This is a genomic window from Bacillus sp. FDAARGOS_527 (assembly GCF_003812125.1).
In the GTDB taxonomy this organism is placed as follows: Bacteria; Bacillota; Bacilli; order Bacillales; family Bacillaceae_G; genus Bacillus_A; species Bacillus_A paranthracis.
In genome coordinates, this window is sequence record NZ_CP033795.1 from 4,368,044 (window position 1) to 4,390,381 (window position 22,338).

The 22,338-nt window shown below is 38.0% G+C and carries 18 protein-coding genes; 4 read left to right on the plus strand and 14 right to left on the minus strand.

The genetic code is table 11. The annotated features are described in order from the left end of the window. Nucleotides 1-330 precede the first annotated feature (330 nt). From rho to spo0F, 5 genes are all read right to left on the minus strand, one after another. Nucleotides 331-1,602 (minus strand): transcription termination factor Rho, encoded by a 1,272-nt coding sequence (gene rho, locus EGX95_RS25480; protein WP_001053898.1) that lies wholly within the window; start codon nt 1,600-1,602, stop codon nt 331-333. A gap of 405 nt (nt 1,603-2,007) precedes the next feature. After that, entirely contained in the window at nt 2,008-2,973 is a 966-nt protein-coding gene (gene glpX, locus EGX95_RS25485; protein WP_000442333.1) for a class II fructose-bisphosphatase, read from the minus strand. Between the two features lie 116 nt (nt 2,974-3,089). Then, nucleotides 3,090-4,379 (minus strand): UDP-N-acetylglucosamine 1-carboxyvinyltransferase, encoded by a 1,290-nt coding sequence (murA, locus tag EGX95_RS25490; RefSeq protein WP_000413260.1) that lies wholly within the window; start codon nt 4,377-4,379, stop codon nt 3,090-3,092. A 332-nt stretch (nt 4,380-4,711) separates the two neighbouring features. Beyond that, nucleotides 4,712-5,569 carry a class II fructose-bisphosphate aldolase gene (locus EGX95_RS25495; protein WP_001131850.1) on the minus strand — a complete coding sequence of 286 codons (858 nt, stop codon included), beginning with the start codon at nt 5,567-5,569 and terminating at the stop codon, nt 4,712-4,714. A 210-nt stretch (nt 5,570-5,779) separates the two neighbouring features. Further along, the gene (gene spo0F, locus EGX95_RS25500) at nt 5,780-6,148 is read right to left on the minus strand and encodes a sporulation initiation phosphotransferase Spo0F (RefSeq protein ID WP_000398594.1); all 369 of its coding nucleotides are present in this window, start codon (nt 6,146-6,148) and stop codon (nt 5,780-5,782) included. Nucleotides 6,149-6,349: 201 nt separating this feature from the next. Here spo0F and EGX95_RS25505 point away from each other — a divergent pair, with 201 nt between their 5' ends. Then, nucleotides 6,350-6,874, plus strand: coding sequence for a DUF2529 domain-containing protein (locus tag EGX95_RS25505; protein WP_000912423.1), 525 nt, complete (start codon nt 6,350-6,352; stop codon nt 6,872-6,874). A 30-nt stretch (nt 6,875-6,904) separates the two neighbouring features. Here the strand turns inward: EGX95_RS25505 and pyrG are convergent, their stop codons facing one another. The 8 genes from pyrG to EGX95_RS25545 form a co-directional block, all read right to left on the minus strand. After that, the gene (gene pyrG / locus EGX95_RS25510; RefSeq protein WP_000170452.1) at nt 6,905-8,512 is read right to left on the minus strand and encodes a CTP synthase; all 1,608 of its coding nucleotides are present in this window, start codon (nt 8,510-8,512) and stop codon (nt 6,905-6,907) included. Nucleotides 8,513-8,769: 257 nt separating this feature from the next. After that, nucleotides 8,770-9,303, minus strand: a complete 534-nt coding sequence (gene rpoE / locus EGX95_RS25515; protein WP_000346281.1) for a DNA-directed RNA polymerase subunit delta — start codon at nt 9,301-9,303, stop codon at nt 8,770-8,772. 155 nt (nt 9,304-9,458) lie between these two features. Then, nucleotides 9,459-10,088, minus strand: a complete 630-nt coding sequence (locus tag EGX95_RS25520) for a TetR/AcrR family transcriptional regulator (protein ID WP_123805769.1) — start codon at nt 10,086-10,088, stop codon at nt 9,459-9,461. Between the two features lie 64 nt (nt 10,089-10,152). After that, nucleotides 10,153-11,292 carry an acyl-CoA dehydrogenase AcdA gene (acdA, locus tag EGX95_RS25525; protein WP_000545533.1) on the minus strand — a complete coding sequence of 380 codons (1,140 nt, stop codon included), beginning with the start codon at nt 11,290-11,292 and terminating at the stop codon, nt 10,153-10,155. Nucleotides 11,293-11,313: 21 nt separating this feature from the next. Continuing rightward, nucleotides 11,314-12,444 carry an acyl-CoA dehydrogenase gene (locus EGX95_RS25530; protein WP_001011168.1) on the minus strand — a complete coding sequence of 377 codons (1,131 nt, stop codon included), beginning with the start codon at nt 12,442-12,444 and terminating at the stop codon, nt 11,314-11,316. 72 nt (nt 12,445-12,516) lie between these two features. Then, nucleotides 12,517-13,368: a 3-hydroxybutyryl-CoA dehydrogenase gene (locus EGX95_RS25535; protein WP_000538851.1), complete on the minus strand. Its 852-nt coding sequence runs from the start codon at nt 13,366-13,368 to the stop codon at nt 12,517-12,519. A 49-nt stretch (nt 13,369-13,417) separates the two neighbouring features. Continuing rightward, on the minus strand, nt 13,418-14,701 hold the full coding sequence (locus tag EGX95_RS25540) for an acetyl-CoA C-acetyltransferase (protein WP_001998670.1): 1,284 nt from the start codon (nt 14,699-14,701) through the stop codon (nt 13,418-13,420). A gap of 9 nt (nt 14,702-14,710) precedes the next feature. Continuing rightward, entirely contained in the window at nt 14,711-16,822 is a 2,112-nt protein-coding gene (locus EGX95_RS25545; protein ID WP_001086792.1) for a (Fe-S)-binding protein, read from the minus strand. 306 nt (nt 16,823-17,128) lie between these two features. Between EGX95_RS25545 and cls the strand changes: the two genes are divergently transcribed. The 3 genes from cls to EGX95_RS25560 all read left to right on the plus strand — a co-directional run bounded on the left by cls (nt 17,129) and on the right by EGX95_RS25560 (nt 22,115). Beyond that, on the plus strand, nt 17,129-18,322 hold the full coding sequence (cls, locus tag EGX95_RS25550; RefSeq protein WP_000465817.1) for a cardiolipin synthase: 1,194 nt from the start codon (nt 17,129-17,131) through the stop codon (nt 18,320-18,322). Between the two features lie 32 nt (nt 18,323-18,354). Further along, nucleotides 18,355-19,308 (plus strand): UV DNA damage repair endonuclease UvsE, encoded by a 954-nt coding sequence (gene uvsE / locus EGX95_RS25555; RefSeq protein WP_000605890.1) that lies wholly within the window; start codon nt 18,355-18,357, stop codon nt 19,306-19,308. Nucleotides 19,309-19,436: 128 nt separating this feature from the next. Next, entirely contained in the window at nt 19,437-22,115 is a 2,679-nt protein-coding gene (locus EGX95_RS25560; protein WP_063246654.1) for a DUF4084 domain-containing protein, read from the plus strand. A 17-nt stretch (nt 22,116-22,132) separates the two neighbouring features. Here the strand turns inward: EGX95_RS25560 and papR are convergent, their stop codons facing one another. Beyond that, nucleotides 22,133-22,279 carry a quorum-sensing peptide PapR gene (gene papR / locus EGX95_RS25565; RefSeq protein ID WP_000734741.1) on the minus strand — a complete coding sequence of 49 codons (147 nt, stop codon included), beginning with the start codon at nt 22,277-22,279 and terminating at the stop codon, nt 22,133-22,135. Between the last annotated feature and the right edge of the window lie 59 nt (nt 22,280-22,338).

Sequence of the window (22,338 nt, forward strand, 5' to 3'; positions counted from 1 at the left end):
TATATTGATGAAACACATATGATGAAATTATAACAAGGCTAACTTCATTTTGCAACTACCTGTTTTTGTCTTTTTAATTTTAAAAGCAGAAGCGGCTCGCTCAGAATCGCAGGCTATTTGGAACTCTCGACCTTGAAGCGCTTTTTGCTTCGAGCGAGAGAGTGAAATGACCGGAGATTCTAGCCGCTGGAGCTGGATATTATCTTAAAATGGAGGCCGCTCATCCAACTAGAACCAACTAATGCCCTTCCACTCATCTCTCTTTAAGATCACCTAAAAAACATAAAAAACTCGCTTACCATAAAATAAGCGAGTCCCAATCTTTTCCCTTTACTTCGTTGTTACATATCTTTTCGAATCTGCAACAATGTTTTGTAAAAATTCTTCATTTGTCTTTGTTTGACGAAGTTTACGTAAGAAACCTTCAACAAAGTCTGGTGTATCACGCATTGTTTTACGAATACCCCATAGCTTGTCTAAATGTTCTTTCGGAATTAATAGATCCTCTTTACGTGTACCAGAACGACGAATATCAATTGCCGGGAAGATACGACGCTCAGCTAATGAACGATCTAAATGAAGTTCCATATTTCCAGTTCCTTTAAATTCTTCGTAAATTACATCGTCCATACGAGATCCTGTATCAACAAGAGCTGTTGCTAAAATTGTTAAGCTACCGCCTTCTTCAATATTACGTGCAGCTCCAAAGAAACGCTTCGGTCTATGGAAGGCAGCTGGGTCGATACCACCCGATAATGTTCTACCACTTGGCGGAATAACAAGGTTGTAAGCTCGCGCTAAACGGGTAATACTATCCATTAAAATGATAACATCTTTTTTGTGCTCTACAAGACGCATTGCACGTTCTAACACAAGTTCTGCTACCTTAATATGATTTTCTGGTACTTCATCAAAAGTAGAGCTTACAACATCTCCTTTAACAGAACGTTCAATATCTGTTACTTCCTCTGGACGCTCATCAATTAAAAGGACAATTAATTCAGCTTCCGGATGATTTGTTGTAACACTGTGTGCGATTTCTTTTAATAGACTAGTTTTACCAGCCTTTGGAGGCGCGACAATTAAACCACGTTGTCCAAATCCAACTGGTGCAATTAAATCCATGATGCGTGTCGGTAACTTTTTCGGTTCCGTTTCCAATTTCATTTGGCGATCTGGGTATAATGGTGTTAATGCAGGGAAATGCACACGCTCTTTTGCTGACTCTGGATCATCTCCGTTTACAGCTTCAACTTGTAATAACCCAAAGTAGCGTTCATTTTCTTTCGGAGGTCGTACTTTACCAGAAACCTTATCTCCATTACGTAAATCGAAACGACGAATTTGCGAAGCTGAGATATAAATATCTTCTGAGCTTGGAGAGTAGTTGATAGGACGTAGGAATCCAAATCCTTCTGATTGAATAATTTCTAATACGCCTTCCATGAAGAAGAAACCTTCTTTTTCTGCTCGAGCTTTTAAAATGGCGAAGATTAACTCTTTTTTCGTTAATTTGCTATAATACGAAATTTTAAATTCTTTCGCAAGCTCGTATAACTCTTTTAATTTCATGTTTTCTAATGCTGCAATTGACAAATTCATTCAGACACCACACTTTAACGTTATTCTCTTTTCACATGGGTAAAGGGAAAAAATACGGAAGGCAAATAATTAATAATGAAAGGCAATAAGTTCAAGTAGGGTAATATTCACTATTGTAACCCTTTTATCTAGTTTTAATCAATACGTTGAAACACAAATACAAGAAGCGAAGACAAGAAAATTTGTCTTCGCTTTTTATTTAATCCAGCTTCAGCGGCTAGAATGGTCGGTGGCTAGAAGGATCAGTCATTTCACCCCTTCTGAGCAAGCTGCTTACGCTTTTTACTCAATCCAGTTCCAGCGGCTAGAATCTCCGGTCATTTCACTCTCTCACTCGAAGCAAAGAGCGCTTCAAGGTCGAGGGTTCTAAATAGCCTGCGATTCTGAACGAGCCGCTTGCACTTTTTATTTAATAACCAAGTTCGGTTTTTTATTTAAGCTGTGACGTCCGTCTACGAAGCGTACTGTGCCTGATTTTGCGCGCATAACAAGGGATTGTGTTGTTCCTACGCTACCTTTAAATTGAACGCCGCGTAATAGTTCTCCGTCTGTTACACCTGTTGCTGCGAAGATTGCATCGTCACCTTTTACTAAGTCCTCCATGCGAAGGATGCGGTTGATGTCGTCTATGCCCATCTTTTTGCAACGCGCCAATTCAGCGTCGTTTTGTGGTAATAATTTCCCGTGAATTTCTCCACCTAAACATTTTAATGCAACTGCTGCTAACACACCCTCAGGCGCGCCACCAGAGCCGAATAAAATATCTACACCTGTACGATCAAATGCGGTGTTGATTGCACCAGCTACGTCTCCATCATTAATCAATTTAATGCGAGCACCAGCTTTACGAATTTCTTCAATAATTGCTTGATGACGTGGACGGTTTAAAACTGTCGCTACAACATCTTCAATATCTTTGTTTTTCGCTTTCGCAACTGCACGTAAGTTATCGATAATAGGCGCATCAATATCGACCGCCCCAACTGCTTCTGGGCCAACCGCGATTTTATCCATGTACATGTCAGGAGCATGTAACAAATTACCATGATCTGCAATTGCAATAACAGCAAGAGCATTCCATCCACCAGCTGCTACAATGTTTGTCCCTTCTAAAGGATCAACTGCAACGTCTACACGCGGACCATATCCTGTACCTAATTTTTCTCCGATATATAGCATTGGTGCTTCATCCATTTCACCTTCACCAATTACAACTGTACCTTTCATCGGAATTGTATCAAATACATCACGCATAGCTGATGTTGCTGCACCGTCTGCCTCATCCTTTTTCCCACGTCCCATCCAACGCGCTGATGATAAAGCTGCAGCCTCTGTTACACGTACTAACTCCATAGATAAACTTCTTTCCACGATAATCCCTCTCCTTTAAGTCTTTATATTTCTGCCGTATTTTGTGAACCGTGTTTTTCTATAAAGTGTACTTCCGCAAGTAGTGATGCTTCGCTTCCCCCTCGCGGAAGTATCACTTATGCGTTCTTCATTTCTTCAATTTCTTGCTTTGTCATTTGTTCTCGCCAAATGTTTGCACCAAGCCCTTTAAGCTTGTCTACTATATTTTCATAGCCACGATCAATATGCTCAAGTCCGGTTACTTCTGTAATTCCATCCGCCATCAATCCTGCAATAACAAGGGCTGCTCCAGCTCGCAAATCACTCGCTTTCACTTTTGCACCTTGTAATAAAACAGGACCAGTTACGATAGCTGACCGACCTTCTACTTTAATTTGCGCATTCATACGACGTAATTCATCAATATGTTTAAAACGTGCGCCATAAATCGTATCCGTTACAACACCCGTTCCATGCGCCTTTGTTAAAAGTGTTGTAAATGGCTGTTGTAAATCTGTTGGGAAACCTGGATATACAAGCGTTTTTATATCAACTACTTTTAATCTTCTATCACCGTTCACTGTAATCTGGTCATCATTCGTTTCAACTTGGACACCAGCTTCTCTTAATTTTGCAGTAACTGACTCCAAATGCTGAGGAATAACATTATCAACTGTTACTTCTCCTCCTGACGCAGCACCTAAAATCATATACGTACCCGCTTCAATACGATCTGGAATGATCGTATGATGACAACCGTGCAATGAATCCACACCATCAATTCGGATTACATCTGTACCAGCACCTTTAATACGTGCTCCCATGCTAGTTAACAGTGTAGCTACATCAATAATCTCTGGTTCTTTCGCTGCGTTTTCAATAACAGTTCTACCTTTCGCTCGTACAGCTGCTAGCATAATATTAATCGTAGCTCCTACACTAACAACATCTAAATAAATACGTGCCCCTCGTAGTTCATCTGCTCTTAAATAGATAGCACCTTGTTCATTCGTAACATGTGCACCTAACGCTTCAAATCCTTTAATGTGCTGATCAATCGGCCTCGGTCCTAAGTGACATCCACCTGGAAGCCCAATAACAGCTTTTTTAAAACGGCCAAGCATCGCACCCATTAAATAATAAGAAGCACGCAATTTTTTCACTTTTCCATTTGGTAAAGGCATTGCAACCATGTTAGAAGGATCGACTACCATCTCTTCCTCCTGTCCATACGTTACTCTTCCTCCAATTTCCTCTAGTAAGTCTCCTAACATTTTCACGTCCGAAATATTAGGGACACCACCAATAGTTACTGGAGTATCTGCTAAAATTGTCGCTGGAATTAGTGCAACGGCGCTGTTCTTTGCACCACTCACGCGAATTGTTCCATTTAAAGCTCTTCCGCCTTCAATTAGCAATTTTTCCATATTGAGCTCCCTTCTTGTGAATGTATTTACTTTCTATATTTTTATAGAAAGCTCCCCCTTAAGAATCTCAATCACTCTTTCCACCCTAACACTCAATAAATAGGAAACCATCATCTTCATTTCTCCTGTAATACAAAAAGATAAAGATTAACTATTTATCGAATTTACTTTATCAATTTAGATACATTATCACATTTATTAATAGGACTATGCACATTATTTTCTATTTCAAAAACAAAATGATAAAATCTTTAGACTTGTTCACGCTTTCATTATACAACGAAAGGAAACCGTCTAAAAGAGTAGACGGTTTCCAAAACGGAATTTTATTCTTACGCTTTACCGTTAGAACCGAATTCGCGAATTTTACCAATAACAGTTGCTTTGATAGCGTCGCGGCCAGGTCCGATAAATTTACGAGGATCGTAAACTTCTTGGTCTTTGTTTAATACTTCACGAACAGCTTTTGTAAACTCAATTTGGTTCTCAGTGTTTACGTTGATTTTTGAAGTACCTAAAGAGATAGCTTTTTCGATATCAGCAGTTGGGATACCAGTACCACCGTGTAATACTAAAGGTACGCCAGTGAAGTCACGAACTTGTTCCATTTCAGCGAATCCTAAGTTAGGCTCACCTTTGTAAGGACCGTGTACAGAACCTAAAGCTGGAGCTAGGCAATCGATACCTGTTGCTTCAACAAGGTGCTTACACTCAGCTGGGTCAGCGTAAATTACGCCTTCAGCGATTACGTCGTCTTCTTGTCCGCCAACTGTTCCAAGCTCAGCTTCAACAGATACGTTACGAGCGTGTGCGTATTCTACTACTTTTTTAGTAGTTTCTACGTTTTCTTCGAATGGGTGGTGAGAAGCGTCGATCATTACAGATGTGAAACCTGCATCGATTGCTTCTTTACATTTTTCGAAGCTTGAACCATGGTCAAGGTGAATCGCTACAGGAACAGTGATGTTCATTTCTTCGATTAAAGCTTTAACCATAGCTACAACTGTTTTGAAACCAGTCATATGACGAGCTGCACCCTCAGATACACCTAGGATTACAGGAGATTTTTCTTCTTCCGCAGCAGCTAAGATAGCTTGAGTCCACTCTAAGTTGTTCATGTTGAATTGACCAACTGCGTATTTTCCTTCTAGTGCTTTGTTTAGCATTTCTTTCATAGAAACTAAAGGCATGGTGAATCCTCCTAAAAAACGTTTTTTGTATCCGATAAGTTCTTATCGCTGGTAGTATGACCAGAATAAGGTAAAATATGTATATCTACATACCGGACTTTTTTCTACACTCAATAGGATAACAACTTGTACTCAAAAACTCAACCGTATTCACCTGCACAATAGTCCATGTAAACGCTTTTTTCCATATTTTTTATAAAAAATTCATTTTTAAGCCTCTACAGCGAGTTCATTTCTCACCGCTTGACGAATTTCATCAATATCAAATGGTTTAGCAAAATGCATTAAAGCACCTAAATCTTTTGCTTCTTGGATCATATCAAGCTCTCCATAAGCAGTCATTAAAATCACTTTAATACTCTCATCAATTTCTTTTACATGCTTTAAAATCTCTATACCATCCATACCTGGAATTTTCATATCTAACACAACTAAATCTGGATTATCTTTTTTCACGATATCTAAAGCTTGAAATCCATTCGCTGCTTGGAATGTCTGATAACCTTCTTTTTGGAACACTTCATGTAATAACACACGAATGCCATATTGATCATCAACGATTAAAATTTTCCCTTCCATAACTCCCAACCTTTCTGTGTAAGTACAAGATTTAAAGCTTCTTATATCTTAACGATTAATTTTCGCTATTCTTTACCAAATTCCTTCCTATTTCTTTCTTATTTTACCGTTTCCTATTTTGTTATGCCACCTTCGATTTCACCTTTCTAAAAAAATAAACTATAATGAAAGCCGGTAAACACGTACGAAGGGAGTAACATTATGTTAAAAATTTTTTCAACCCAATTAAGCGGTTATTTCTCCAGAGTTTCTCAAAAAGAGGAAATGAATATAGAAGATAGCGCCCGTCTACTTGCTCAAGCATTAGTTGGCGAAGGTTTCATTTATTTACATGGTACAAATGAAATGGAGGGCGTTGTTGCTGAAGCACTATTCGGTGCTGAACCAATGAAGCAAGCAAAACGATTATTTGAAAATGGTAAGGAAGTAGAAGTAACTTCTGCAGATCGTGTGCTTCTTATTAGCCGTTTTTCAACAGATGAAGAAGTTGTAGCAATAGCAAAAAAACTGCAAGCAGATGGACACTCTATTGTCGGCATCTCTGCTATTCAAGAAGGCACTGAATCACTAGAACAATATACAGATGTACATATTGATACAAAGCTGTTAAAAGGTCTTATTCCAGACGATGAAGGTAATCGCTACGGATTCCCAAGCTTAATGATAGCTTTATTTGCATATCACGGAATCAAATTTACAATCGATGAAATGTTAAATGAATATTAAAAAAAGCGCCCTATTTCAGGCGCTTTTTTATTACTTGCTCTCTTTATTCGTAATAGATGCTCTTACGAAGTCATGGAACAATGGCTGTGGACGGTTTGGACGAGAAACAAGTTCTGGGTGGAACTGTGCTGCCACGAACCAAGGGTGATCTTTTAATTCAATGATTTCAACTAGACGGCCATCTGGGCTTGTACCAGAGAATACAAATCCTGCTTTTTCCATATCCGGACGGAATTGATTGTTGAACTCATAACGATGACGATGACGCTCATATACAACCGGCTCATTGTATGCATTGTATGCATTTGTTTCTTCAGCAAGCTTACATGGGTATAGACCAAGACGAAGTGTACCACCTAAGTCTTCTACATCTTTTTGTTCTGGTAATAAGTCGATGATTGCATAAGGTGTGTCAGGATTGATTTCAGAAGAGTTAGCTCCTTCTAATCCTAATACGTTACGTGCGAATTCGATTGATGCAAGTTGCATACCTAAGCAAATTCCTAGGAATGGAACTTTGTTTTCACGAGCATATTGAATTGCAACGATTTTACCTTCTACACCACGATCACCGAAGCCACCTGGTACAAGGATACCATCTGTGTCTCCTACTAATTCTTGTACGTTCTCTGCTGTTACGTGCTCAGCATTTACCCATTTCACTTCTACATCTGTGTCGAAAGAGTAACCCGCATGACGAAGTGCTTCTACAACAGAAATGTATGCATCTTGAAGCTCTACGTATTTACCAACAAGAGCGATTTTTGTTTTCTTAGAAAGATTACGCACTTTTTCAACTAGCGCAGTCCACTCTGTCATATCTGCAGCTGGATTGTCTAATTTTAAGTGATCGCAAACGATTTGGTCCATATTTTGCTCTTGAAGAGATAATGGAACTGCATATAAAGTATCTGCATCGCGTGCTTCAATAACTGCTTTTGTATCAATGTCACAGAATAATGCAAGCTTGTCTTTCATATCTTGAGAAACAGGCATTTCTGTACGAACAACGATAATATTTGGTTGAATACCTAAACTGCGAAGCTCTTTAACGCTATGTTGCGTTGGTTTTGTTTTCATTTCACCCGCTGCTTTTAAGTACGGGATTAACGTACAGTGAATGTACATTACATTGTCACGACCGATGTCGCTCTTAATTTGACGGATTGCTTCTAAGAATGGTAGAGACTCGATGTCACCAACAGTTCCACCGATTTCTGTAATAACAACGTCCGCGTTTGTTTCGCGACCAGAACGGTATACGCGCTCTTTAATTTCGTTAGTAATGTGAGGAATAACTTGAACTGTTCCTCCTAGGTATTCACCACGACGCTCTTTTTGAAGAACTGAAGAGTAAATTTTACCTGTTGTTACGTTGCTGTATTTGTTTAAGTTGATGTCGATGAAACGCTCATAGTGACCAAGGTCTAAGTCAGTTTCTGCACCATCATCTGTTACGAATACCTCACCGTGTTGGTATGGGCTCATAGTCCCTGGGTCTACGTTAATGTATGGATCAAACTTTTGAATTGTTACGTTTAAACCACGATTTTTTAAAAGTCTTCCAAGAGATGCTGCTGTAATACCTTTACCTAAAGACGATACTACACCGCCTGTTACAAAAATATACTTAGTCATGAAAAAGCTCCCTTCTATTTTGCTGTTATATAATCACCGTTGCAAAGCGCAACGTATGTAGATAACACTGTATCCATCTTATTGTTAGACTCTTTTTATTTTCTAAACAAAAAACAAAAAAGAAAATTGCTCCCCTCATCACATAAAGTAATAAGTAGGGAGCAATTTTCTTTTATATTTACACTTTAAAAGTATTATCGTCCTTTTTTAAAGAGCCCAAAAATGATTCTACATGGACGATAATGAAAAGTCAAGAACTACAGTTCTTCCTCTTCTTCTTCTTCAGTTTCATCATACTCAAGTTCTTCTTCAGCGAAGTCATCTTCATCGTCATCTAAATCATCAAGATCATCGTCGTCTCCGTCTTCGTCTTCAAGAACCTTGTCCAAATCTTCTACATCATCATCTTCGTCTTCATTTCCGTCTACATCATCAAAGTCATCTTCATCTTCTTCAATGTAGTCGTCAAAACCGTCTTCTTCAACTTTACGTTTCTTCTTCGGTTTTGGTTGAGGCAAGATTTCTTCATCAATTTGCTCATATGGGTACCAGCTACGTAATCCCCAACGATTTTCTCCTAAATTAATGAAACGCCCATCGATGTTTAAGTCTGTATAAAATTGTGCGATTTTCGCATTAACTTGCTCTTGAGATAGTCCCAGCACTTGAGCGATTTCTTGAACCAACTCGTTGAATGTCGTTGCTTGTTTTTTATCCCCTAAAACGCTATGTACAACTTCAATCATTGAACATTCTTTTAGCTCTTCTGGTGAATATTGCTTAAAATCCACTTATGCGGCACTTCCTTTCATCAAATATAACCTTATATATAACGGCCTGCTTAAAAAAATCCATACTATTCATTATAAACAAAAGTCGCACAAATATGCTACAAAAAAAAACGGGAAACTTTTATAGGGTAGTAAAATTATAATTTGTGCATTCCTTATTTCGGAAGCATATGGGCCCCTTGCAATACATACCTAATTTGCATGTCTGTATATTCTTCGAGCGTATATAGCTTTTGCAACGCCCAACGTCGAAATCCCCACATCTGTCCTTGTATAAAAATATTATGCGCAAGAAGCTGTATTTCTTTTTTATTTAATGTAAATGTTCCATTTTCCGTACACTGTTCTAAAATATTCTCAAACATTCCTACCATTTGAAACTCCTTTTCTAATACATACGGGAGTGATTCTTTCGGTAAAAAACGTACCTCTTGATACATTATTAATACTTCTTCCTGCAATTCGTCCATCACTTTAAAGTAATTCATTATTGCTATCTTTAAACTCTCTATACTCCCTTTTTCTGTACAAACTACTTCCTCTAACCTTTCTTTTACATGTTCATAAATACTATCACAAACTAAATACAAAACATCATCTTTTGTACGAATGTATTCATAAAGCGTACCAATACTAAATCCAGCTGCCTTTGCAATCTCTCTCGTTGTTGTACGTGGAAATCCTTTTTGCTTAAACAATTGCACCGCACCTTTAATCATTTGTTCACGCCTTAACGCGACTAATTTTTCATCTTTCACTGATGCGTGCACATTATGTTTAACCATCCCCTTCACCTCTCTATTATTTTTTGGAAGGAAAAAGCGTAGGAAAATACCTACGCCCTTGATCCTACTTCGTTAACATACGAGAAATTACGAGCCTTTGAATCTCTTGTGTTCCTTCATATATCTGTGTAATCTTTGCATCTCGCATGTATCGCTCTACTGGATAATCTTTCGTATAACCGTAACCACCAAATACTTGTACCGCTTCCGTCGTCACCTTCATCGCTGCATCACCTGCAAATACTTTTGACATCGCTGACTCTTTCCCATACGGAAGCCCTTCCGATTCCAGCCAAGCTGCTTGATATGTTAGAAGACGCGCCGCCTCCACATCCGTTGCCATATCTGCAAGTTTAAAGCCAATCCCTTGCTGCGCCGCAATCGGCTTCCCAAACTGATGACGCTCTCTTGCATATTCTACGGAAGCATCTAAAGCCCCTTGTGCAATACCGACCGCTTGCGCCGCAATACCATTACGGCCACCATCTAATGTTTGCATCGCTATCTTAAACCCTTGTCCTTCTTCCCCTAGTAAATTCTCTACAGGAATACGGCAATCTTCGAACATAATTTCAGTTGTTGGTGAAGAGCGAATCCCTAATTTACTCTCCTTCTTCCCAACTGAAAATCCTGGTGTATCACTTTCCACTATAAATGCACTCGTGCCACGCTGTTTCGATTCAGGATCAGTTAATGCGAAAACAACATAAATATCAGCAATACCACCATTGGTGATAAATATTTTTGATCCATTTAATACATAATGGTCTCCATCTCTTTTGGCGATCGTCTTCATTCCACCAGCATCCGATCCAGACCCTGGCTCCGTTAAGCCGTACGCACCAATTTTCTTTCCTTCAGCCATCGGTCGTAAAAATGTTTGCTTTTGTTCTTCTGTTCCAAATTTAAAAATTGGCCAACCAGCAAGTGAAGTATGTGCAGACAATGTTACACCTGTAGAAGCACATACGCGTGATAATTCTTCAATAGCAATTACATACGCCAAGTAATCGCTTCCAATTCCGCCGTATTCTTCAGGCCACGGAATTCCGGTTAAACCAAGCTCTGCCATTTGATCAAATAGCGCACGATCAAACCTCTCTTCTTCATCACGTTCAGCTGCTGTCGGTGCTACTTCGTTCTTAGCAAAGTCCCGAACCATTTTTCTTATCATTTCATGTTCTTCTGATAGTTTAAAATGCATGCCCGTCTCCCCCTTGTGCTTTTATAAAGCCCGGCTAATAACAAGTTTCTGTATTTCACTCGTTCCTTCATATATTTGCGTGATTTTCGCATCACGGAAAAATCTTTCTACTGGATAGTCCTTCGTATAACCGTATCCCCCAAATACTTGCACCGCTTCAATCGCAACTTCAACAGCTGTTTTAGAAGCGAATAATTTCGCAATAGATGCTTCCTTACCACATGGTAATCCTTGCGCTCTTAGCGATGCCGCCCTATATACGAGTAATCGCGCCGCTTCTACACTAGTTGCCATATCTGCAAGTTTGAAGCCAATCCCTTGCTGCGCCGCAATTGGCTTTCCGAATTGCTCACGTTCTTTCGCATAATCAATCGCACATGCAAGCGCCGCTTCAGCAATCCCTAATGCTTGCGCCCCAATCCCAATTCTTCCAACATCTAAATTCGCCATTGCTACCTTAAATCCTTGTCCTTCTTCACCAAGTAAATTCTCAGCCGGTACCTTCATATCCTCGAACGTAAGTTGTACAGTGCGAGAACCGAGCAGTCCCATTTTATGCTCATCTTTACCGATAATTAAGCCTGGTGTATCTTTCTCTACTATGAATGCAGAAATCCCACTCTTTCCTGCCTCTGGATTTGTAGAAGCGAATACAATATATGTACTTGCTTCACCACCATTTGTAATGAACACCTTCGATCCATTAATAATGTAATGATCGCCTTTCTTCACAGCTCTTGATTTCAAACTTCCTGCATCCGATCCTGCATTTGGTTCTGTTAATGCAAATGCACCTAAATATTCACCAGTCGCAAGTTTAGAAACGTATTTCTCTTTCTGTTCTTCTGTTCCGAAATATAAAATCGGGTTCATTCCAACTGACGTATGTACAGCTAAAATTACACCAACCGTTGCGCTTACCTTTGAAATTTCTTCAATTGCTAAAATGTAAGAAATAAAATCCATTTCTGCCCCGCCGTATTTTGCAGGCGCTGGAATTCCCATTAATCCAAGCTCACCCATCTTCTGCAAAATCTCTTTTGGAAACACCCCTTGTTCCATACTAGGAACAAAGGGAGCAATTTCCTTCTGTGCAAAATCTCGAACCATTTTTCTCATCATTTGTTGCTCTTCATTAAAACGAAAGTTCATATACTCCGCCTCCATTTGCTATAAATCCTTTTAATAATTTGGTAAGACCACTATTTTGTAACAAAGGGGGATTTATTCGTAAACGTAGAAACCACGACCTGTTTTACGTCCTAACCATCCTGCATTTACGTACTTACGCAGTAATGGACATGGGCGGTATTTACTATCACCTAAACCTTCATGCAACACTTCCATAATATATAAACACGTATCTAAACCGATAAAATCAGCGAGCGTTAAAGGACCCATCGGGTGATTCATACCAAGTTTCATTACTTCATCAATCGCTTCTTTCGTCGCTACACCTTCATATAACGTATAAATTGCTTCGTTAATCATCGGTAATAAAATACGATTCGATACAAATCCTGGGAAATCATTTACTTCAACTGGTACTTTGCCAATTTTCTTCGTAATATCTTCAATTGTTTTGTATACCGCATCATCTGTAGCCAAACCACGAATAATTTCAACAAGTTTCATAACCGGAACCGGATTCATAAAGTGCATACCGATTACTTTTTCCGGACGTTTCGTTACCGCGGCAATTTCTGTAATTGGCAAAGATGACGTATTTGTCGCTAAAATTGCGTGTTCTGGAGCAATTTCATCTAAATTCGCAAAGATTTTCTTTTTAATATCCATTTTCTCGACAGCTGCTTCGATAATAAGATCCGCTTCCTTCACACAATCTAAATCAAGCGTTACTGCAAGACGGTTTAATGTCGCTTCCTTTTCTTCTTCCTTCATGCGCCCCTTTTCTACTTGGCGTGCTAAGTTTTTCGTAATAATAGCCAATCCTCTATCTAATTGCTCCTGTTTTAAATCTTGTACCTTCACATCGTATCCTGCTATTGCACATACTTGCGCAATTCCTGATCCCATTTGTCCTGCACCAATTACAACAATTTTTTGTACACCCATTTCTTCTTCCCCCTTAATTTTTAATAAACTATATATCTTCTAATCTTAATTAGTGAACTTCAATCATCACTGCATCGCCTTGACCGCCACCACTACAAATCGAAGCAATTCCAATTCCACCGCCGCGTTGCTTAAGTGCATGGATTAGTGTAACGATAATGCGCGCTCCGCTTGCTCCAATCGGATGTCCCATCGCTACTGCGCCGCCATTTACATTCAATTTTTCTGGGTCAATTCCTGCGATTTCTGTACTTGCAATTGCTACTGCTGCAAATGCTTCATTAATCTCGAATAAATCGATGTCTTCAATTGTCTTACCTGTTTTTTCAAGCAATGCGTTAATTGCATAACCTGGCGTTCTCGGGAAATCTTTAGACTCCACTGCAATTGCTGTATGTGCCAAAATTGTCGCTAACGGCTTTCTTCCTTCTTGCTTCGCTCTGTCTTCGCTCATTAATACAAGTGCAGCACCACCATCGTTTAAGCCTGGTGCATTACCAGCTGTCACTGTCGCTGTTTTATCAAATACAGGTTTTAATTTTGCTAACTTTTCAATTGTTGTATCCGCGCGTGGCGCCTCATCCTTTGCAACGACAATAGGATCGCCTTTTCTTTGCGGAATCGTTACTGGCACGATTTCCTCTTCAAAACGTCCTTCATTATGTGCTGAAACCGCACGCTGGTGGCTACGATATGCCCATTCATCTTGCGCTTCGCGAGAAATTCCATCTTCCTTCGCAACTTCTCCGCCATAAACACCCATGTGTATACCTGAAAATGCGCATGTTAAACCGTCAGCAACGTTTAAATCAACGACTTCGTTGTTGCCCATTCTATATCCCCATCTTGCTCCTCGTAAAATGTAAGGACTGTTACTCATCGACTCCATACCACCAGCTACAATCAATGATTGATCGCCAGTACGAATAATTTGATCCGCTAACGTAACCGCACGAAGCCCCGATGCACAAACTTTATTCACTGTTTCCGTCTGCACTTCCCAAGGGATTCCAGCAGCCCTCGCCGCTTGGCGCGATGGAATTTGCCCCTGCCCACCTTGAATAACCGTTCCGAATATAACTTCCTCAACATCACTAGCAGAAACATTTGCTCTTTCAAGCGCCGCTTTAATTGCAATCCCTCCAAGTTCTGTTGCTTTTACATCTTTTAAAGATCCTCCAAATTTTCCAACTGGTGTTCTTGCAGCACTTAAAATAACTGTTTTACTCATGTTTCTTTCCCCCATTTCATTTTTTAACACTGAGCGCTCGCTCGGTATCCCTACGTTGAGAAGAGGTGCAATCATTGCACCTCTTTCTAAAGTTGTATGCATTCCTACAAACTAGATTGCTTCTTTCTTCTGTCCAATCACTGAGCGTTCTAAAATCTCTGTTACATCGAGAGTTTGAACTTTCTCTTCAACTTCTTTCGCTTTCGTCCCATCACTAATCATCGTTAAGCAATAAGGACATCCTGTGCCGATAATGGATGGCTGTACAGCTAATGCTTGTTCTGTACGAGCAACGTTAATACGTGAACCTGTTGTTTCCTCCATCCACATTAAGCCACCACCTGCTCCACAGCACATTCCCGTTTCACGGTTACGTGCCATTTCTACAAGATTCACACCAGGAATCGCTTTCAAAATGTCACGCGGGGCTTCGTATACTTCGTTGTATCTTCCTAAGTAGCAGGAATCATGGTACGTAACTGTTTCCTCAATAGCGTGAACCGGTTTTAAGCGTCCTTCTTTCACCCACTGAGCTAACAGTTCTGTATGATGATAGACTTCTGCTTGCAAGCCAAAGTCCGGATACTCATTTTTAAATGTGTTATAAGCATGAGGGTCAATCGTAACGATTTTCTTCACTCCTGCTTTTTCAAATTCCTCGATATTTTTTGTCGCCATCTCTTGGAAGACAAATTCATTACCAAGGCGGCGCGGTGTATCTCCAGAATTCTTCTCTTTATTACCGAGTATCGCAAATGAAATGCCTGCTTCGTTCATCAACTTCGCAAATGATATCGCAATCTTCTGACTACGATTATCATATGATCCCATTGAACCAACCCAGAATAAATATTCGAACTCCTCGCCAGCTTTTGATTTTTCTTTTACAGTTGGAACCGTTACTTCATCATCACCTTGGCGCCAAGTTTCACGCTCTTTACGGTTTAGACCCCACGGATTCCCTTGACGCTCGATGTTTGTCATCGCACGCTGTGCTTCCGCATCCATCTTTCCTTCTGTTAAAACGAGATAGCGGCGTAAATCAATAATTTTATCAACGTGCTCATTCATAACCGGACACTGATCCTCACAGTTACGACACGTTGTACAAGCCCAAATCTCTTCTTCTGTAATAATATCTCCGATTAAACTCGGATCGTAAGCGAGTGTTGTAGCTGCAGATTCTTGTTGTCCTTTCCCAGCTGCCATCATCGCTAACTGATTTCCTTGTGTATTATTAAAAGCAACTACTGGAACCCACGGTGCTTTTGATGTCACTGCAGCTCCTTTATCAGTTAAATGATCGCGAAGTTTTAAAATTAAATCCATCGGCGATAACATTTTACCTGTTCCTGTTGCCGGACACATATTTGTACAACGACCACACTCTACGCAAGCGTATAAGTCAATAAGCTGATTTTGTCTAAAATCTTCGATTTTACCAACACCAAATGTTTCTTGTGTTTCATCTTCAAAATCAATCTTTTCAAGTTTCCCTGGATTTGAAAGACGGCCGAAGAAAACGTTAGCTGGTCCCGCAATTAAATGCGCGTGTTTCGATTGTGGAACATAAACTAAAAATGTTAACAAAATTAGTAAATGCACCCACCAAGAGAAATAGAACACAGAAATGGCTACGGTTTCATTTATCCCTGAGAAAACGTAAGCGATTGCAGAAGCGATTGGCTCACTCCATGAAAGCTCCTCGCCATGCCATATAATTCCCATCCCATTACCGAGTAGCACAGAAATCATTAAGCCACCGATAAAGATAAGAACAAGTCCTGATTTGAAATTACGTTTTAAACGAACTAGCTTCTCAACATAACGTCGATGAAAAGCCCAAAAGACTGCAATTAAAATAACAAGTGTGACAATTTCCTGGAAGAATGTAAATGCAGGGTATAGTGGTCCAAGTGGAAGATGTGATCCTGGTGCGAGTCCTTTCCAAACGAAGTCAATTGCTCCAAATTGGACAAGAATAAATCCGTAAAAGAACATAACGTGAATAATGCCGCTCTTTTTATCTTTCAGCAGCTTTTTCTGACCGAAAACATTGACCTTAAGGAGATCCCAACGCTCTTTAAAACGACGGTCAAATTCAATCTTTTTTCCTAACTGTATGTAGGCCATCCTCGTTCGTATAAGATACACAAACAAATATCCCGCATAAGCAATAACAGCAATGGCAGCCAGCCAATTCATGATCAGTAAGCTATTCATTTTTATGCTACCCCTCTCTTTGTAAGCCCTCTTTCTTTTTTAGAATCTTCAAAAACATATAATTTTCTGAATTTTATCCCCTACCTTCATTATATAATGAGTGAGCATTCAGTCAACAGTTTTTTGTTATACAACAACATATTTTTTAATAAAGCTGTTTATTTCGGTGAAACTATAAAGTGAAACTTTAATCATTAGAAGTTATTTACTCCCTACTAATTATTAGCCCACAAATAACCGAATAAAATGAATGTTTGATTTATAAAAAACAAATGGTGAAAAGACCGTGAAGGAGGGAATTTACTCATGTTCTTCTTATCTCTCTTATTAATAGGTATTGCTCTCTGGATTGTAATTGATCTTTCTTATGGGAGAATTGTTCATTTAAGGCGTGTACGTTCTCGTTCTTTCCCTTTACGTCAAAGTGATTTTCACCTTTATACATACGGAAAAGATTTGTATGACACTCTATTTACTGATATAAAACAGGCGAAACACCATGTGCATGTTTTGTTTTTCATTGTAAAAAACGATACAATCAGCCGAGAATTTTTAAAGTTACTTATTGATAAGGCAAAGGAAGGAATTGAAGTAAGACTTTTACTCGATAGATTGGGAAGCCATCATTTATCAAACGAGGCCGTTCACTCCCTACAAAAACATGGTGTCTCTTTTTCATTTTGTCACAAAGTAAAGTTTCCTTTTCCTTTCTTTTCTGCAAATCAAAGAAACCATAGAAAAATTACAGTTATCGACGGGAAAATTGGTTACATTGGGGGATTTAATATTGGTGAAGAGTATTTGGGACATAATGAGCGGTTAGGATTATGGAGGGACTATCATTTACGTCTTACAGGCGAAGGAGTACAAGATTTACAAAAGCAATTTTTACATGACTGGTTTGATGATACAAACCAAAATTTATTGGACGCTTCTCTTTATTTTCCGAAACAGCAACCCGGTACTATCGAACATCAATTTATTCCAACTGATGGTGCCTATTTACAACATACTTTTTTACATTTAATTGAAGGTGCAAAAAAGGAACTCTTTATCGGTACACCCTATTTCATTCCTGGAAGAAAAATTATGAACGCATTATTAGAAGCACGAAAACGCGGGGTTCAAATCACGATTCTCGTTCCAGAAAAAGCGGATCACCCCCTTGTTCGAGAAGCAAAATTCCCATATTGCCGAAAGTTAATACAAGCTGGCTGTAATATTTACGCATTTCAACAAGGTTTTTTTCACGCTAAAGTTATTATAGTTGATGACTATATCTGTGATATCGGAACTGCAAACTTTGATATGAGAAGTTTATATATTAACCATGAAATCAACTGCCTTTTATATGATGAACATTTTATACAAACAGTAAAAAATAAATTCCACGAAGATCTAGAAAATGCGTCATTACTTTCCTTGAAAGATGTTAGTCCGAATTCTCTCATTAATAGAGGCAAAGAATGGATAGGAACAATACTTGCTTTCTTCCTATAGGAAAGATAATGCATAAAGGAGATGTATTCATTATGATTATGCGTTTCGGATATGTCTCACATGCAATGGCACTCTGGGACTGTTCTCCGGCTAAAACGATGACATTTACAAGCTTTCAAAAGCTTAGTAAACAAGAACGAGAAGATAAATTATACGATGTTACGCGGCAGAATCTTGAGCATACAATACGTATTCTTCATTACAATATAGCGCATGAAATTCCATTATATCGCTTATCTTCTTCCATCGTCCCACTTGCAACACATCCCGAAGTCGAGTTTGATTACATCGGATTGTTCACACCGCTTTGGCGTACAATTGGGGCATTAATTAAAGAACATAATTTACGAGTAAGTTTTCATCCGAATCAATTTACACTATTTACAAGCGACAAACCACACATTACGACTAACGCTATTACAGATATGACCTATCATTATAAAGTATTAGATGCAATAGGCATTGCAGATTCTTCTTATATTAACATCCATGTAGGTGGTGCCTACGGAAATAAAGAAAAAGCGGTTGAACGTTTCCATGACAACATAAAAAAACTTCCTGCACATATAAAGAGGCAAATGACACTTGAAAATGATGATAAAACATATACAACTGCTGAAACTTTATCTATTTGCCAAAAAGAAAAGATCCCATTCGTATTTGATTATCACCATCACATGGCAAATCTTTGCGAAGAACCGTTAGAAGAGTTACTTCCTGCAATTTTTGAAACTTGGTCACATACAAATATCGTTCCTAAAGTTCACATTTCCTCTCCTAAATCAAAAAAAGAATTTAGGGCTCACGCGGAATATATTGATTTAGAGTTTATTAAACCTTTCTTACACGTTGCAAAAAAAATCAATCATAATTTCGATATTATGATTGAAAGTAAACAGAAAGATTTAGCGATGCTGCAATTCATACATGAATTATCCTCTATAAGAGGGGTAAAAAGAATAAGTAGCTCAACATTACAATGGTAAATTGTAATGTTGAGCTATTTTTTTCAAAAAAAGTAATTTTTTTAGTAAAAAACACCCTATTTTATATGCTATGATTGGAATTAGCATTTTCCACCTGTGATTCAACTTTATTGAAACGGAGTCATAATATGATTAATCAAAAAAAATACGTACACTTTGTCATAATGTACATAATTATATTTTCTCTTTGGATATTTCTTATCCCTAAGGACTTAAATATAAAAGAAATTGGAATTCTCTTCTTATTTTGTTTCGCTACAATCTTTTCTTGCTATTGCCTATATAAAGCAATTAAGAAAATGAAGCGCGGTGACAAATTATTTTGGGTTTTGGTACTATGCACTTGCCTATGTGGATTGACAATGGAGATAACTCTATTTCTTCATTCACTTTCTATATATGACCAAGTCATATTCTCATATAAGGCATTGCCCTTTTTTATCGTACAATATATTTTGCTCTTTTCTGGCTTTGCTATAAAGTTCATAAAACATTATTCTATTAGAGGACTAGCTCAATTTTCATTCGATAGCATCTTTATCGTTATTATGAATATTTATTTTACCTTAACTTTTATTTTGGACATTTCAAGCTTTCGTATGTTAACAACAGATACCTGGGTTTTAATTGGATATTTTATTGCACAATCATTAGTAATCTACGCCGTAATTAGTCTATATAGAAGAGAAGAATATTCTTCTAGCAGAATTTCATTAATTATCGGCTTTACTATTATACTCGTGTACGGATATATACACCTGTTTCAATTAAACGCAGGGATAAAACCTTCTTCTGAAGTCTCTTACTTAATACATACTGCTTCGATTTTATTAATTGGTTTGTCATCCATACTATATATTTTAGATAAACCAATACAGCATGAAACGAAAACAAAATATTATCGGTTTGATTATGTGCGCTTTATATTACCTTATTTTAGTATAATCATTACTTTTTCTTTTATTATCTTTCAACCTTGGGATGATAAGTTCATGTTGATCGGTCTAGTATTATCTCTTATCTTATTTTTCTTACGACAACTTTATATGTGGAAAGATAATCAGGCACTAATCGATACATACGAGCAGTTGACTACACAACTAGAAGATAAAGTAGAAGAAGGTGCATCTGCTTTATCAAAAAGTGAACAACGTTATAAATCTTTATTCGAAGATCACCCGGATGCTGTTTTCTCTTTAAATATGTATGGTATTTTCCAGCAGTCTAATACAGCTTGCGAAAGCTTATTTACTGCCTACTATTGTGAAGTAGAAAGCTATTCTCTTTTACACTTTATTGACCCAAAAGACCATGATTTACTGCAGAAAGCTTTACAACTAACGAAAGAAGGTAGACCACAAACTTTAGAAGTTCGTACAAAAGAAAAGGAAGGTTATTACTATTACCTTCACATTACACTCATCCCTACTTTCATAAACAAAGAAGTTGTTGGGATGTTCGGTATAGCACGTGATATTACAACTTTATATGAAAAACAAAAACAAGTAGAACATTTAGCCTTTCATGATGCACTTACCGGATTACCAAATCGCCGTAAGTTTGAAAAAGATTTAAAAAACATTTTAAATACCGCTCAGGCTAGCGCAAATGATGTTGCCGTCATGTTTCTTGATTTAGATCGATTCAAAAAAATTAACGATAGACTCGGTCATGGCGTCGGAGACTTGTTATTAATTGAAGTAGCAAAACGATTACGCAGTTGCCTACGTTCAAAAGATGTCGTTGCTCGCCAAGGCGGAGATGAGTTTACAATTCTATTACCAGATATGTACTCAGAAAAAAGTGCGGCCTTTATAGCTGAACAGATTTTAAATATTTTAAACAAACCATTCTTCATTAAAGATGAAGAACTGTCTATTACACCAAGTATCGGAATTGCAATGTACCCTGATTGTGGAACTGATGTAACAGCATTAATGAAAAATGCTGATATGGCTATGTATCGCGCGAAAGCAAATGGAAAAAACCGATTTGTTTTCTTCTCAAAAGAAATGAGTATCGCTCAAAATGAGAGTAACTTCTTAGAAGGAGAACTTTCAAAAGCATTACAACAAAATGAATTTTTCCTTGAATACCAGCCACAAGTAAGCACAAAAACAAAACAAGTTATTGGTTTTGAAGCATTAATTCGTTGGAAACATCCAAAGCTCGGTATCGTATCCCCAGCCCAATTTATCCCTCTAGCAGAGGAAACTGGATTCATTATTGAACTTGGAAATTGGATTTTACGTACTGCTTGCTTAGAAGCGAAAAGATGGCATAATCAAGGTTTCTCTCACTTAAAAGTCGGTGTAAATTTATCTGTAGTTCAATTTAATCATGCAGATTTAATCCCAACTATTTCAAAAGTTTTAGAAGAAACAGAGTTAAAACCAGAAGCACTAGATATCGAAATTACAGAAAGTATCGCCATTAACCAAAATCAATCTGTAGTTGCAAAACTAGAACAACTTCAAAATCTCGGTATTCAAATTTCAATTGATGACTTTGGAACTGGTTATAGTTCTTTAGCTTATTTAACAAAATATCCAATTAATACATTAAAAATTGCTCGAGAATTTATTTGCGGAATTACAACTAGTCCTTTAGAGGAAGCGATTATTTCTTCCATTATTACACTATCAAAAGAACTAAATTTAGAAGTTATCGCAGAAGGTGTAGAAACCGAAGAACAATGGAAGTTTTTATATGAGCAAAACTGTGACCACATTCAAGGATTCTTTATTAGCAAGCCCGTTTCTAGTAAAGACGTTTGGAGGTTACTCCACAAAAAAACAACCGTCTAAGTAAGACGGTTGTTTTTTTAATATTCAAAAGGTAGGTCCGAAGCTAATTGTACCTCTTGATCATTATGAGAAATTACTTGGCTTTTCTCTAAAGCTGTATCTGTTAATGAAATACCCCATGCCATTGCTAACGTTAATAAACTACCAATAAGTAATTTTTTCATATTCCATCACCCACATTTTTTCTTTTAATATATCATGAAAATTTATCCATGCCGTATGC

What these genes read in the sequence shown, in the direction of transcription:
- rho (WP_001053898.1), bottom strand. Translation starts at nt 1,602, where the DNA reads ATGAATTTGTCAATTGCAGCATTAGAAAACATGAAATTAAAAGAGTTA.
- murA (WP_000413260.1), bottom strand. Translation starts at nt 4,379, where the DNA reads ATGGAAAAATTGCTAATTGAAGGCGGAAGAGCTTTAAATGGAACAATT.
- EGX95_RS25505 (WP_000912423.1), top strand. Translation starts at nt 6,350, where the DNA reads ATGTTAAAAATTTTTTCAACCCAATTAAGCGGTTATTTCTCCAGAGTT.
- cls (WP_000465817.1), top strand. Translation starts at nt 17,129, where the DNA reads ATGTTCTTCTTATCTCTCTTATTAATAGGTATTGCTCTCTGGATTGTA.
- EGX95_RS25520 (WP_123805769.1), bottom strand. Translation starts at nt 10,088, where the DNA reads ATGGTTAAACATAATGTGCACGCATCAGTGAAAGATGAAAAATTAGTC.
- EGX95_RS25530 (WP_001011168.1), bottom strand. Translation starts at nt 12,444, where the DNA reads ATGAACTTTCGTTTTAATGAAGAGCAACAAATGATGAGAAAAATGGTT.
- pyrG (WP_000170452.1), bottom strand. Translation starts at nt 8,512, where the DNA reads ATGACTAAGTATATTTTTGTAACAGGCGGTGTAGTATCGTCTTTAGGT.
- uvsE (WP_000605890.1), top strand. Translation starts at nt 18,355, where the DNA reads ATGATTATGCGTTTCGGATATGTCTCACATGCAATGGCACTCTGGGAC.
- acdA (WP_000545533.1), bottom strand. Translation starts at nt 11,292, where the DNA reads ATGCATTTTAAACTATCAGAAGAACATGAAATGATAAGAAAAATGGTT.
- EGX95_RS25535 (WP_000538851.1), bottom strand. Translation starts at nt 13,368, where the DNA reads ATGGGTGTACAAAAAATTGTTGTAATTGGTGCAGGACAAATGGGATCA.
- papR (WP_000734741.1), bottom strand. Translation starts at nt 22,279, where the DNA reads ATGAAAAAATTACTTATTGGTAGTTTATTAACGTTAGCAATGGCATGG.
- spo0F (WP_000398594.1), bottom strand. Translation starts at nt 6,148, where the DNA reads ATGGAAGGGAAAATTTTAATCGTTGATGATCAATATGGCATTCGTGTG.
- EGX95_RS25495 (WP_001131850.1), bottom strand. Translation starts at nt 5,569, where the DNA reads ATGCCTTTAGTTTCTATGAAAGAAATGCTAAACAAAGCACTAGAAGGA.
- EGX95_RS25540 (WP_001998670.1), bottom strand. Translation starts at nt 14,701, where the DNA reads ATGCATACAACTTTAGAAAGAGGTGCAATGATTGCACCTCTTCTCAAC.
- EGX95_RS25560 (WP_063246654.1), top strand. Translation starts at nt 19,437, where the DNA reads ATGATTAATCAAAAAAAATACGTACACTTTGTCATAATGTACATAATT.
- EGX95_RS25545 (WP_001086792.1), bottom strand. Translation starts at nt 16,822, where the DNA reads ATGAATAGCTTACTGATCATGAATTGGCTGGCTGCCATTGCTGTTATT.